General features: G+C 43.1%; 8 protein-coding genes. 2 read left to right on the plus strand and 6 right to left on the minus strand.

Annotated elements, in window-relative coordinates:
- Window positions 1-140: 140 nt before the first annotated feature.
- The 6 genes from BGP15_RS09395 to BGP15_RS09420 all read right to left on the minus strand — a co-directional run bounded on the left by BGP15_RS09395 (window position 141) and on the right by BGP15_RS09420 (window position 12339).
- Window positions 141-2396, minus strand: coding sequence for a GH92 family glycosyl hydrolase (locus tag BGP15_RS09395; RefSeq protein WP_286769333.1), 2256 nt, complete (start codon window positions 2394-2396; stop codon window positions 141-143).
- A gap of 97 nt (window positions 2397-2493) precedes the next feature.
- Entirely contained in the window at window positions 2494-3474 is a 981-nt protein-coding gene (locus tag BGP15_RS09400; RefSeq protein ID WP_286769334.1) for a family 43 glycosylhydrolase, read from the minus strand.
- Window positions 3475-3545: 71 nt separating this feature from the next.
- Window positions 3546-4277 (minus strand): DUF3823 domain-containing protein, encoded by a 732-nt coding sequence (locus tag BGP15_RS09405; RefSeq protein WP_286752952.1) that lies wholly within the window; start codon window positions 4275-4277, stop codon window positions 3546-3548.
- A 10-nt stretch (window positions 4278-4287) separates the two neighbouring features.
- Window positions 4288-6261: a RagB/SusD family nutrient uptake outer membrane protein gene (locus tag BGP15_RS09410; protein WP_286769335.1), complete on the minus strand. Its 1974-nt coding sequence runs from the start codon at window positions 6259-6261 to the stop codon at window positions 4288-4290.
- 18 nt (window positions 6262-6279) lie between these two features.
- On the minus strand, window positions 6280-9477 hold the full coding sequence (locus tag BGP15_RS09415) for a SusC/RagA family TonB-linked outer membrane protein (RefSeq protein WP_286769336.1): 3198 nt from the start codon (window positions 9475-9477) through the stop codon (window positions 6280-6282).
- Window positions 9478-9735: 258 nt separating this feature from the next.
- A complete protein-coding gene (locus tag BGP15_RS09420; protein ID WP_286769337.1) occupies window positions 9736-12339 on the minus strand; it encodes an AfsR/SARP family transcriptional regulator in 2604 nt (867 codons plus the stop codon).
- 245 nt (window positions 12340-12584) lie between these two features.
- On the opposite strand from BGP15_RS09420, the gene BGP15_RS09425 reads away from it, so the two are divergent.
- Window positions 12585-14456 carry a right-handed parallel beta-helix repeat-containing protein gene (locus BGP15_RS09425; protein WP_286769338.1) on the plus strand — a complete coding sequence of 624 codons (1872 nt, stop codon included), beginning with the start codon at window positions 12585-12587 and terminating at the stop codon, window positions 14454-14456.
- A 33-nt stretch (window positions 14457-14489) separates the two neighbouring features.
- On the plus strand, window positions 14490-15314 hold an 825-nt coding region (locus tag BGP15_RS09430; protein ID WP_286769339.1), incomplete at its 3' end, for a sulfatase-like hydrolase/transferase.

The raw sequence follows: 15314 nt of genomic DNA on the forward strand, positions 1-15314 counted from the left end.
ATTTAACGTAACGAAAATTCCTAGCCCGAATAGACCATAGAAAACAGCTGTATATAAACAAAAGCGCTGTTGATCGATGATCAACAGCGCTTTTTACCTTTTTTACTTTCTGACATACGCATGCTGGTAAGCAAGCTTTGTTAGTTTCCCCAATTGCGATTTGCACTATCCCCCATCACAAACTCCAAGGTACCACCTTTCAACACATCGGCATGGGTCAACTGTGGAACGTTCAGTGGCTGTCCATTTAATTTCGCCGACTGAATGTATTTATTTTTTGCAGATGCATTCTTGCCGATAATAACAAAAGATTTACCATTAGGAAGCTGTATGCTCACCTTCTGGAAAAATGGAGATCCGATGCTGTAGGAAGTCGAACCCGGTGTCACAGGATAGAAGCCCATTTGGGAAAATACCACAAAAGCCGACATACCACCACCGTCTTCATCACCTGGCACACCCATTAGGTCGTTTCTAAACCATTCACCGATCAGCTTATGTATCCGTTTCTGTGTCATCCAAGGTTGTCCGGCGTAATTGTAGAGATAAGGAATATGCAAAGCCGGCTCATTCGCCATGGAAAATTGTCCAACATTACCTGTATGATCTGGAAGCTGCGCATAAAAATCAAATTTTGACCGACCCAAAGGCTGCTGGAACATCTCATCGAGATACTTGACAAACAATTCATTCCCACCCATCAATTTGATCAGATCCGGAATGTTGTGTTGTACATCCCAGCGATAGATCCAGGCATTGTTTTCACCATAATACTCCCGTGCTCCCTGTCCACCAGAAAACACATAGTCAAAAGGCATGATAAAATTTCCCTTGTCATCTTTGGGATGGAAAAATTTGGTCTGCTCGTTGAAAAGATTTCTATAATTGAAAGATTGCTTCATAAATAACTCATAGTCAGCCTGAATACCCAATTCTTGCGCAAGCTGTGCCAAGCACCATAAATCGTAAGAGGTACCCAAGGTTACTGCGACCGGTTGTCTCCGTTCAAAACCGTTTACTTCGGGTATGGTTTCTTTTTCACCTGGATACAATGCTGGGATATAGCCTTTCTCCTTAAAAAATTCGTCTAGTTTTCCTGCGGCCTTACCGGACCATGGAGCCAAAGTCTTTTCTGTAATTGCACCTTTTGCAGCCAGATACGCTTTCTTGATATCAAAATTGCGCACTCCTTTGCGATAAGCATCCAATAAAGTTGCTACACCATGATTGGAATTCATCCGTCTACTATCGCCGGTAATCTCAGGGAAAGTAGGCAACCATGGCTGCTCCATTTGCTCGGACATCCGGACAAAAGAATTGAGGATCATGGACTCTGTGTTGGGATCCAAGAGTACCCGTAATGGGTGATGTGCCCGGTAAGAGTCCCAGATCCAGTCATCTGTAAAAAAAGGTTTACCTTCGTCCTGATGTACCTTTCCGTCGAACGCGCTGTAATAGCGACCATCTTCAGAAATGTTGACAGGCCTTTCGTAAGTGCGGTACAAAGACGTATAAAACACATGCTTATTGGACTCATTGTCGCCTTCTACAGCAATTTTACCTAAAGCATCGTTCCATATTTTACGTCCTTTTTCGGCCAGCTTCTTTTGGTCAAAGTCGCTGATTTCACGCTTCAAATTGGCTTTTGCTTGTGCCGCATCAATAAATGAAACACCATATTTCATACGTAAGCTAGTCCCTGCTTGATTAAACTCCAGTACCAGACAAGAATTCTTACCAGCAGCTTCAGTGGCATTTTCCAATTGTTGGCCTTGCAGTCGCTTCACGGCAACAGGTTTGGATTCGGGAACGGCATAAATATACACATGCGTGCCATTACCAATATCCTGCATACCCGAAAGTCCCTGACCGTCCCATTGAAGTTTCCCCTCCTGTGAATTGAACTGCAGGTATTTTGTCGAAGTTGACGGAAAAGTAAAGGTATACATCCCCGACTGATGCGACAACGCGTAGTCTACCTGAATATTCTCTTGATCCAATAACACGGAATACGCATACGGATGAATTTCCTCCTGATCGTAACTGTACAATTGTACCGGTTTCAAACCGCTTGGCAATTTTACCATTGGGCTAAGGTTGAAAGCCGATCTTCCACGATGGCTGGTAACGATAAGCGGCAGACCAAACAGACGATCTGAAGTATAGTCTCCCCGCTCAGGATAAACGCGCAAAAGGCTGTTTGGCAAGTGAACCGTTGGGTAGGTTGGTACCAATAAATGACTGATGTTTCCCATGTATGGATTAACATAATCAACATAATCTTTCGTCATTCTAGCTTGGGAAAAACCTTTTAGCATACTGACCGAAAGAAGAGAACAGCAACATATTGTGCGTAACAATGTATTGGTTTTACGTTTGATATTCTTCGTTAGCATTTTAAACAATTAAGTGTTCGATGGTTTAAGGGCGGAACAGTTGTTCCGCCCTTAAAGTTAATTTTTTTTGGCAACATATCGTCTTCGTGCCCATCGATTATTTAGGACCTGTCAGTAAGCCAGTCTGCTTTACCTTCTTGATACTGCCGTCCTTATTGTACTCTAAACGGTCTACGCAGATAGAGCGAAGCCAATCGTTGAATTCGCCATTTTTTTGTGACAATTCACTATTATGATAAAAAGCATACCATTTACCTTTAAACTTCACGATCGAACCGTGGTTGGTGTAGCTATTCGTCGGATCCATATAGATGCCCATCGATTTCCATGGTCCCATTGGACTGTCACTTACCGCATAACGCATACGGTTATCCCCTTTCACTCCATCTTTCCAGTTCTCATCGTGATTGTCAGAATAGGACAGATAATATTTTCCATTATACTTGTGTACCCATGAGGCTTCGTGAAAATCTTCTAAGCCTTCCATCTTTTGCAGTTCACCGTCGATCTCCATCATATTGTCTTTGAGCTTCCCGGCTTTACAGACACCGCCGCCGCCCTGATAAAAATAAGCCTGCCCATCATCATCGATAAAGATATGTGGATCAATAAGTGCTTCGGCCCCTTTTACATAGCCTTGTACCACAAAATCCTTTGCTGGTGATTTACTTGTAGCCACACCGATTTTCCAGGTCTTATTCCACTCCGTACCACTTGGATGTGGAAAATAAAAATAGTAGGTACCATTTTTATACACACAGTCAGGAGCCCACATAAATCCACCTTCTTTTCTACCCCAAGGGACTTGTGAGGCGCGTAATATTTCGCCATGATCGGTCCATGTTTTCATATCCGCAGTCGAAAACACATGATACTGATCCATCAGATCACATCCTTGAGGCGGAGCAATGTCATGTGAAGCGTACACATACAGGCGGCCATCGGCCCATACCCGTGCCGAAGGGTCTGCGGTATACATATGTTTGATAAATGGATTATCTTGCGCCTGCAAGTGTGTGGCAAAAAATAATGTCATGCCCAATAGGCATTTGGAACCAGCTTTAATAAATTGTTTCATCCGATAATTATTTAGTATTGAGTAGTAATAGTAGCGGGCACCAAGTCCCGCTTATTGTTTAGATTCTTTGCTTAGGGTACCTTAATTGCTTCCACTGCTGAATAGTTGAATTTTTCGTAGGTGTCGCGGACTTTTGCCCCCATCCGTACATAATAGGTGTACCCTGATTTCAATGGAATATCCTTGATCGTATAGGTTTCCTTCCCTTCTCCGGTCTGCATATTGCCGATATTTTCCCAATTTTGGTTAATCAATGCGCGATATTCATCCTTATAATACGCATCAATGCGATTGCCAGCCCCACAATATGGTGTCAAGCTTAAGAATGGGCGAACTTCGATCACTTGTGGCAATCCACCGGTAATAGGCGCGGCAAGCGTACAGGAGATTTCCAGTTTATTTTCCGCTTTTAAGGTCCACTTCACATTTTTGATCTGCAGATAGGGTGTCACCTCAAAGTTTTGCTCTGCATTGGCCCCCAACTGATAACCTTCGATCTTCTGTGCTGGCCAAAATGCCCCACCATAAGGCTGCAGCGTATACGTCGCCTGAAAGAGTTTTGTATGATTATACGATCCGTCCTGCTTGACAGCAATATCCTGCGGTGCAGGATTGTCGCTCCAGCTAGTTTCCAGCAAACGGATACTAAACTCGCCCTGTCCTGTCATGAAGGGTTTACTGGTTAGCTTATCAATGACCTGCCCTTTCATACTCGCATTCGGACCATCGTAATTATCTGTTTTCGAACAGGCATTTAAAAATAACAGGCCTGTCAATGCTGTCAATAAATATATTGTTCTCATTTCTGCTCAATTAGTAAATAGGGTTCTGTGGATATAGATTAGGGTTTTTGTTCAGTTCTCCTCCCGGAATAGGTTCGTAGTACCATTTCTTTTCAAAGTTGAACGTCTTGTTCCAAGGTTCCTTTTCGCGAATAAAAATAAAGGAGTTGATCCGTTCACCGCCCGGGGCATATTTCAGTTCATCCAATACGAGGTAAGGCATCAGCGAATTGGGCACAAAGTTGTTGAGCTCCACATCAGCAATGCGCCATCTCCGCATATCCCACCAATGGTGATTTTCAAAGCACAATTCACGTTCGCGTTCCTCGCGTATAAATTGCAGATTTCCATCCAAGGGATAACCATACTTACCGGAGAGGTTCGCCGAAGCGGCCGTGTAGAGATAAGGCTTAGCACCTGCGCGATTACGGACCTGCGCGATGTATTGGAATGCTTCCTGTTTTAGTGTTTCATCGTTTTTGATCAGACCAAGTTCATAAGCCGCTTCAGCCTTATTCAAAAGTATCTCTGCAAGCCTAAAGACCTTCCAGGGCTGTGTACTGTTATACAATTTCACATCCTTGGTAGACATTTTATAGTTGATGTATTTACGGATATAAAAACCTGTTCGCGTATTGTTGGCATGTCCATCTTTCCACATGCCATGTTCGCCCGTTATGTTGATCTTCGTGCCATTGTAATCAAAGAGGCTATTCTTGGGTCCAGCCAGGATACGATTTGACTCGCTATTTATAGCGGCAGTACCGGCGCCCATCTGTGCATCAGCAGCCTTACCGGGAAAGGTTTTATAGAGTCCACGCTGAATATCAAAACTTCGCCTTTCGGCGCCTTCGCGCAATTCCATTCCCGAGAAGTAAAATGTGGCTCGCTGACGAGGTTCCAAATCGGCATAAAGCTGTTTACGGTCTGTATAGCGTATTGGCTTTCCACCGGCATCCGTGATTGGAAGCTCACCGAACAATTCTACGACATTCAATACGGGATATGCCGCAGACTCATTGTCACTTGAAAAGGTCGGATTGGGTAGGTGCGTGGCGTCATAGCTATGTTTAAGACGATTGTTGTGCGGTGCAGTGAGACTATATTCCTTGATCAGAATATCCTCGGGGCTATCTAAGTCCAAGAACAAATTCACATAGTTTAGTTCCTTATCCTGGGCATTCTTATTATACAAACTGTATGGCCCTGCCAATACGGTTGTTGCAGCATCATAAGCCTGTTTGAAGAACCATTCCGCTTCTTCCTTTTTGATACCCACCAACTGCTTGTCCGTGGCGTCGCCGGACAGATTACTATACGAGCTATATTTAGCAATGCTACCGGCATATAACATGGCGCGGGAAAGTAATGCCGCGGCCACATATTTATTGGCGCGGCCCCGCTCGCTGCTTCCAGACATCATAGAAATTGCCACCTGCAAGTCTTCATTGATAAAATGATAGACCTCAGATTCTTTATTTCTACTAACCAAGAGTTGTTCTTTATCAGCGGTAGGATCCTGCACATCTTTTATAATAGGTACCCCGCCGTAACGCTTAACCAAAGCAAAATAATAGAAAGCCCGTAGGAAATGAGCTTCCCCAAAGATCTGATTGTACCCCTGTTCGGTATAATTGGCTTTGTATTTAGGTAGGCCCGCAATCAGGGTATTGACATTCCGAATGCGATCATATGGCCAGTAACCAAAGCCCTGTGCCCCAGCTATCCCCCAAAATTGTCCGGTCATCTCGCCGCTCATAGCCGCAAGCGTTTCCGGATTTTGCCAATAATTGTCCCATCTAAATCCTCTTTCTGGATGGTATACAAAGTCTTCTATGGGCAGATAGCTGTACATTCCGGCGACATATTTACGTGCTCCGGCCTCATTTCCAAAAAGCGCATCTTCACCCAATACTCCTAATGGATCCAAATCCATCTTTTTACAGGATTGCATACCCGAGCACAGAAAAAGGCCAATGATTGCTATAGCGATTGATTTTTTCATGTTTTGTTCGTTTTGAGATTAAAATTTAATGGATGCTCCAATGTTGTAGGTTTTATTGATGGGATATTTGTACACATCAATATCACCCGATGAAGAACCTCCGGCAGATCCTGGGTGCTCAGGATCGGTATATTTGAGACCTGTCCATGTCAACAGGTTATAAGCACTCGCATAGATCCTAAGATTCTTTATTTTTAATGTCTTCAACCATTGTTGCGGGAGAGAATAACCCAGTTCTAAGGTTTTCAGACGCAGATAGGAGGCATTTTGAACCGCCCGGGTTCCTTCGGCCATGGCTGAGCCAGTAGAAGGATAATATCCAGCAAGCCATTGTGTGCTTGGGTTAAATAGATCGGCACCAGCATCAACTGGTCTCCAGCGATCCAAAAACTGCGTCAAAGCACCACCGTCAAACTGCAGTGGTCCTGCCAGTACCTCACTATACTGTACATACACTTTTGCTGCACCCTGAAAATTCATCGTCAGATCCAGACCACGCCACGATCCTCCTAAGGTAAAACCATAGTTGATCAAAGGCATATTGTACGTTGCAATAGGATGATTGTCGGCATCGTTGATCACTCCATCGCCGTTCCAGTCCTGATAGTAATAATCACCAGGCAATGTGCCGCTGCTTACCAATGTTGGGTGGTTATAAATCTGTTCATACGATCCAAACTGTCCGGCGTACTCCTTGCCCCACCAGATTTCCTTATTACGATTAGAATAGCGGTTACGCCAGTTGTCGTACGAATTACCCGCTTTTGATTCTACTCGGTTTACAAATTGGCTCTTGGTAGAAGAGACCTGCGCATTAATAAAATAATTGAAATCATTGATCTTATTGCGATGTGTCAAAGAGAGCTCATAGCCGAACGTGCGATCGCTTTCCAGATTTTCCTGCGGTAGGTTGGCACCAACAGTACCAGGGATCAAGTCAAGGCTTGTCGCCAGAAGGCCTGAGCGATTACGGTTAAAATAATCAAAAGTCAAGCCCAGCTTGCCGTTCCATAGATCCATGTCTAAACCCACGTCAGCAGTTTTGGAAGTATACCAGGTGAGATTAGGGTTGGGAATTGCTGTAGGCAGGGCCCCATTCACGAGGTTTCCACCAAAGATCCACCCCGTTTCATTGGGTTCCAGTGCATAACCAACGATGGTTGAAGGGTAATTACCTGCCGAACGGTCATCCCCGAGCTTACCATAGGATGCCCTTATTTTTAAGTTATTGATAAAATTGTAGTTGTTTTTAATAAACCCTTCCTCGCTGATACGCCAACCCACCGAGGCTGCCGGGAAAAATCCCCAGCGTGATTCTTTTGGAAATTTAGATGAGCCATCATAACGAAAACTAAATTCGGCAATGTATTTACCTAAGTAATCGTAATTGAACTTACCGACCAAACCTCGTGCTGTACGTTCGCCAATACCTTCCATATTTGCCAATTGGTTCTTGTCCTCTCCAGCAAATAGATATTCCGAATTGACCATGATCTCCCGCTGTGCATAGAAGCTATCCCATTTGTTATATTCTTCGACGAAAAGCAACAAACCGGAGACCTGGTGTTTTTCGGCAAAACGACGGTTATAATTCAACGTGAACTGCATCAGAGAATGCGTATCCGGATAAGAACTCCGCCTCACGGTCGTAGGAGCATTTTTCTCATGTGCATTATACTTTTCAGGGGTTATAATCTGGCCGTTACCATCATAGACCGGTGGTGTATAGCTATATAAAAAATAGGACTTTTTGAAATCCGTGTTGTCACTGTACTTGAAATCATAATTATAGGTTGCCTTCGCATTTAAGCCTTCCACAAAGGGTACTTTATAGTCTAAAGAGATGATACCGTTGAATTGCTTACGTAAAAATTTACGATAGCCAGTCTGTTTGGAGTCCGTTACCACGACCGGATTTTCGTTATCGATCATCTCAAAATTCGGATAAAGGGGATTGTCGTTGACATAGATCGGCACAATAGGTCTTTGTCTCCAGGCCTGTTTGTAGACGGCCCAGATATCCGTACGTGGTTGGTTGGTCTCATCGGCATACCCGCCCACATCCAAAGATGCTTTCAGACGATCTGTGATCTGCGCATCGATGTTGGAGCGGAAATTCCAGCGATTATAGTTGAGACTCTTGCTTTTGTAGGCTCCCATCTGGTCCATATGGCCCAGGTTGAAGAAATAATTAACTTTCTTGCCACCACCGTTGATGGACAGATTGTGCTGGTATTGTGGTGATACTTTGTCAAATGCCGCATCTACATAATTGGATGTCTTTTTTGTGCCGTTCTGATACGCTTCAAAATCTGCTGCCCCAAAAATATTAGGCATCTTCGCCGGATAATTGCTATTAAAATCGCGACCTATCTGTTCATTTTTAAGCTGCATATAAGCAAGGGCATCCACCGTATTGGGAACATAAAGAAACTTTTGCCAGGCACGATTATAGGAATAGTTTATTTCAAAGTTTCCATCTTCATTACTTCCGCGACGGGTGGTGACCAAAAGAACACCATTCGCCGAGCGCACACCGTATACAGCTGCTGAAGCGTCCTTTAATACGGATACACTTTCGATTTCATTGGCATCCATGCGTGACAAATAATCTTTGTCCCTGGGAATTCCGTCCACTACAATCAAAGGCTCACCCATTCCGCGGATGTCGATATTTGATTCAAACGATCCCGGTTGGCTCGATTGTTGGCTGATACGCACACCGGGCATTTTACCGGCTAACATATTGACCACATTTTCATTTTTTGTGACCGTAATTTCTTTATTGTTTACCGATGATATTGCTCCTGTTAACGAGGCCTTTTTCTGCGTGCCGTAGCCCACCACAACGACCTCTTCCAAGTCTGTATTATCTTCGTTGAGCAATACATCCATGAGACGTTGCTGCCCTACGATCATTTCGGTCTTGCGGTAACCTACATAAGTGATCACGAGTTTGTCGCCCGGCGATGCGTTAATCTTGAATCGCCCCTGACCATCAGACGATGTTGTCTGCCCGGTACGGAGGTCTGTAATGGAAGCCCCAGCGATCGGCTTATCATTTGAAGTCTGCACTTTACCTTCGATTTGCTGTTGCTGCGCGATGGTTGCCATTGGAGACAATAGCAGCAGCGAGGACAATGCCCACTGCCAAGGATAAGTGCGGAGCTTGTTCCACGGCAGTGGCCTTTCATTAAAAATGAAGTTTGTTTTCATGTATCGTTTTAAATTGGTTATTGAATGATGTATTAGGTTTATGTAATCAGGAGGACCCGTTTGCTACAAACAGTCCATTACCACTATTCCCTGGGGAAGAGTTGAAAATAATTTTTCGCTTTCATTTGATTGGTTATTAAGTATGAAAACGAATATATTGGTGGAGGGTATAATAGAAGATTAACAGAAGATTAACAGGTATTTAAAACCGCTATTAACAACTGTATATCAGCATATTAAAATTTAAATATTTTTTTTTTAATCTAGGCAGTCTTTAAAACTTTTGGGGTAAGCTTCGCCATATAAACGAGCGTAGATCTGACAGAAATTCTCATAGCACTGTAAGGCCAGGCTGTGATAGCCCAGCTGTAACAAGGAACGACATTTATGAACCATCGCCTCCTCATTGATTTCATCAAAATAGAATATCTTATTACATATCTCAATAATCAGTTCGGCATTATCCTGCACATTCAAATTTTCAATAAAATTGCCCAATGTTGTGAGCACCAGAATAGACATTTCACTTTTAAAATTATCGAGCCACTCATAGTCCACTTCGAAAAGGAAGCCACCTTTGTCAATTATATCGAGTAATTCTCTAATTTCAGCTTCTGTAAAATATTTTTTATTGGATACCATCCTGCTGAAGCGGAGGTAATCGATATACACTGTATCCATCGGCTCTATGCACCAGTAACCACTTTTTTTGGTCACCCTAAAATCACCCAATTGCTCGAGTAAACTATTGAGCTTGGCGATGTTCACGGATCGATTATTACGCGCACTCGACTGGCTCTTATCGGACCAAAATAGCTCAGTCAGCCTCTCTGAGCTAATTCCCCGCTCCCATCGTACGGTATAGAGAATAAAAATCAGCAGCATTTCTTTAAGCAATGGCGAAAACTTCTTTGTGATTTCTTTTCCACCAAGATCCACAATCTGTAAGTCGCCGCCGAAAAGGTAGATTCCGGCGCCATGTCGGGTTTCAAATCCCTTGGCCACTTTCTTGGGTTGCGGAAGATCTACCAATTGCCCGCTCTTATCTTGTTCAGTCTCCTTCAAGGGAGCTGCTTGTAGGTGCGGCTCTCCTATTTTATCGGTTTCTATGACGGAAATCGTTTGTTTTTTTTGCTTGCTTCTTTTTCGATACCACCAGATCAAGAGCGATAATCCCATTACAGCGAGGGCATAAAGGCTGTATTTAAGCAGCGCAGGCTTAGCCAAAGGCATTATACCCTGTTCAGACGGTAAAGGGGGGGCCAGCAAAGTATAAATCGTTGCCTTAGTCAGATCGGTCTTGTCATCATAAAACAAGGTAACTGCTACAAAGGACTTTGATTTAGGTGCATAATAGAGATCGGCAAAAGAACGGATATCATGAAAATCGAAAGGTATAGTGCTCCCCAGAAACTGGTATTGTGTCCCTTTGAGGTTACTTGCCACCAATTGTAGATGCGTTTTAAACTTATTATTCGGGAAAATCAATCCATAAAACAGTCCACTACTATCTTCAACGACCAGACTATTGGCCCATACCATATCGGCAAATGCAGATGAAAATTCGTAAATTTTTAGTGCTTTGCGGTGTTTAAAATCAAGCTTAAGAAAATCATTTGAAACGCGGGGATTCAACATTTGGTCTCCTGTGGAACTGCCATAACCTCCGGCGAGGTATACACCATTCTTTCCCTGCCCCATGCCGGCAAGATAGTGCGGAAAAATTTCATCACCTGTAAAAGGAATGCTATCCCAAGATTGTGTGGGCAGATGATAACGCAATACGCCCGCTTTGTATTTAAAATGTCCATAGCCCCCGATCATATAGATACTCGTGTCGGACGAATTAAAATATTTGTTGAACAGCCAATAGTTTGTGCCTACTGCCGGAAAATCAAATTGTTTATTCCAGGTTCGATTGGTGGAATCATAAGCAGCCACAATTTTTTGATCGATGGAGATATTCAGGACGTTTTTTTTGATCGGATCAAAAAGCGATTGGCTGCCATTGACGAGCAAAAGCTTACCATTGGTATACTCCTGCGAACGTAAGTCATTACCACCAATTTTACTGATCATCAAGCGCTTATTTCCGACAAAAAATAGCGTTTCTTCATGTTTATCAAAGGCCACACTAGCTTGTCCTTCCAGTGTGAACGAAGATTGCATTTTCCATTCCCTACGTTGCCGTTTGATCCAGATCGGATTGCCGATCTCGGCAACACTCTTTTTTTGTTCGTCTAAACTATTTGTTCCTGAAGACTCATCCAATGGCCAAGAGTATTTAAGTTTGCCATTGTCTGCAATTCGAATATCCTTTAAGCGCATGGGGGGAACATCCATTGTCTGGAAGTTTTTCATCCGATTAGCACCGAATACAAGCTTAAACTGCGGCGCGATCTGTTTTTTTAGGCGATAGGAATACCGGGTCGTCCCGACCTCAAAGTAAAGCTCTTTTTTATCTATATCCAGTTCCAGCCGCATGGGTGTCCAGTTATAATACAACTGTAAGGGTTGGACATTGAACGATATAGGGGTAAAGTCCTCACCGACTACCAATTTAAAATGTTTGTCTTGATCAAGCCGCCGATCGTATATTAAATCGATATTAACACCGTCGTCCGTAACCAGTCGAAAGATATAACCAAAATAATCCTGTTGGAGCGGCAGAAAAGAAAGATCGAATGAAACAGACAGTGTATGTTGAAAGGAAATCGATTCTTTGTTACCGATCTGCAAGCTTGTCCGTTTATCAGCCTCCATATTATGACTGGAAAATTCTAACCCATATTGTGCTGATCCAATCTGACAGATTAGTATAAACAACAAAAACAGAAAAAGATGTCTTGATTTTTTCTTCACAATTTAGATTAAGCCTGATCTCAAAAATAGAAAATTTTAAATAGAAATCTAAAATTTCTGTAACTATTAGCTCAGCGGGCGTAGCGATCTTTTTCCAAGCACCAAGTTTCTTCTTGATCGTGTATTTTGGGCCCATTTGTGGGTAAAAACATGTTTCCAGATGCGTAAAAATATCGCTACGCTGACGGCTATAATTGGGATGTTAGGGGATATTAGCTATCTTCGACAAGTATAATCCTACAAGGATGAAAGCACAACATAAACCAATTCATTCTAATACAATCAACATGAATATCCTAAAATCTTATTTACTGATCATTCTCATACCATTCCTGTGTTTTGAAAGCCTTGCGCAGTCCACCACTAAGACGATTGATCTTTCCACCTATGGTGTTGTCCCCAACACGGGCAACAATAGTACTGCATTGGTCAATAAGGTCATCCAGTCTATTCTCAGCAAGATTGGTAAGAGGGAATCGCTTGTTTTAAAATTCAAAAAGGGGCGCTATGACTTTCATCCAGAAGGGGCGTTAACCCGCGAATATTACATTTCCAATCACGATCAGGACAACCCCAAGACGGTAGGCATGGCATTTGAAAATTGCGATAACATCACAATCGATGGACAGGGTTCAGATTTTATTTATCATGGCAGGATGCTGCCTGTTGCATTGATAGAAAACAAGAACTTAACGCTGAAAAATATCCACATCGATTTTGAGCGCCCTCAAATCTGCCAGGTTAAGATCCTACAAAACGATACCATCAACGGTACAATCACGTATCAAACTGCTCCCTGGGTAACTTACAAAATTAAGGACAGTATATTTTACAATACCGGTGAAGGTTGGGAATTAAAACCAACATCCGGTATTGCCTTTGAAGAAAAGACCAAGCGTATTGTTTATAATACCAGCGACATCCGTGTTGGCACCAGCAAAGTAAAGGAACTTTCTCCGGGCGTAATACAAGCTCAGCAATGGAAGAACAGCAAACTTATACCGGGCACTGTCGTTGCCATGCGCGCTGGATTTCGTCCCAACCCGGGCGTATTTGTCCATAAAGGGAAAAATATACGACTAGAAAATATCTCCGTCCATTACGCCGAAGGCATGGGCTTGTTAGCTCAATTAACGGACAATATCACCTTAGAAGGTTTCCGAATTGCTCTTCGCAACGATCAGGATCCACGTTATTTTACAGCACAGGCTGATGCTACACATTTTTCGGGCTGCAAGGGAGTCATTGTATCGAAGAATGGGCTCTACGAAAATATGATGGATGATGCCATCAACATCCACGGCACTTACCTCAAGATCACCAAACGACTGGATGACAAAACTTTGATTGGCCGTTACATGCACGATCAATCCTACGGATTTGACTGGGGTTACAAAGGGGATACCGTCCAATTTATACGATCCAGCACCATGGAGCTCTGGGACCAAAAAAATAAGATCCAATCCATTAGCGTTTTACGCGAGAAAGCCTCAGAGCCAATCCGCGAATTCAAAATCACCTTAAGTACTGCTTTGGATCCAGCTATTGACCCAACAAAAATGGATATTGGCATCGAAAACCTCACATGGACTCCAGGTGTACTATTTAGCGGCAATACCATTCGTCACAATAGAGCCCGGGGAGCTTTATTCAGTACGCCAAAAAAGACCCTGGTAGAAAACAACCTGTTTGATCATACTTCAGGTACCGCTATTCTCCTGTGTGGCGATGCCAATGGTTGGTATGAAACTGGCAGCTGCCACGATATTCGCATCCGAAAAAACACGTTTATCAATGCCTTGACCAATATGTTCCAATTTACCAATGCGATTATATCGATCTATCCAGAAATTCCGGATTTAAAAAATCAGCAGAAATACTTCCATAGCCATATCATCATCGAAGACAACCACTTTGAAACCTTCGATAAGCCTATTCTTTATGCCAAATCAGTCAATGGATTGGTCTTTCGCAACAACCAAATCAAGACCAATAAGGAATATCCTGCATTTCATTGGAATAAAAAGCCCTTATTTTTTGAACGTGTCGCAAATAGTAGCGTTTCCAACAATACTGTAAATGGCAAACAAAGTGATTTACAAAGGTTGGATCAATAATAAGTCCCGATATTTAAACTATAAACTGTCCCTATGTTATTTCACAAACACAATTTATCATTCACCCTTGCGGTGTTATTTATCGGTATGTATGTAGGAGGCCATGCGCAAACAGTCAACCGAACTAAAATTAAGCAGAAGCATCAATCGGTATCCACAACAGAACGCCCCAATATTGTCGTGTTTTTTGTAGATGATCTTGGTTGGCAGGACATGTCCGAACCATTTTACAAGGTCAAAACACCAATCAACGAAAAGTTTCATACCCCCTATCTGGAAACATTGGCCAAAGAAGCCATAAAATTTTCCAATGCGTATGCAACACCGGTGTGCACACCCTCCCGGGTGAGCTTTCTGACCGGTTTAAATGCTGCTCATCATCGTGTCACCAATTGGACCCATCCCAAGGCTGACACACCGACCGATAGCAAAGATGAATTGTTGAATCCACCGGATTGGAATATCAACGGACTAAGCCCTGTGCCCAATATACCACATACGATATATGCTACTCCATTTCCAAGCATCCTTAAGGCCAATGGTTACTATACCATTCACGTGGGCAAAGCACATTGGGGATCTGCCGGAACACCTGGTGCCAGCCCGTTGAATTTGGGTTTTATGGTGAATATTGCAGGACACTCCGCTGGGCACCCACAAAACTACTATGGCGAGCAGAATTACGGTAATATGCCTGGTAAAGCCAGTTATCAAGCTGTGCCTGATTTGATGGAATATCATGGTACTTCCACATTCCTAACCGAAGCGCTGACTCGGGAAGCCCTCAAGGCACTCGAAGAACCTATACGCCGTAAGGAACCTTTTTTCCTTCATTTTTCCAACTATGCAGTGCATGTC

Origin of the sequence: Sphingobacterium sp. 40-24, assembly GCF_001899705.1 — a bacterium.
GTDB classification, from domain to species: domain Bacteria; phylum Bacteroidota; class Bacteroidia; order Sphingobacteriales; family Sphingobacteriaceae; genus Sphingobacterium; species Sphingobacterium multivorum.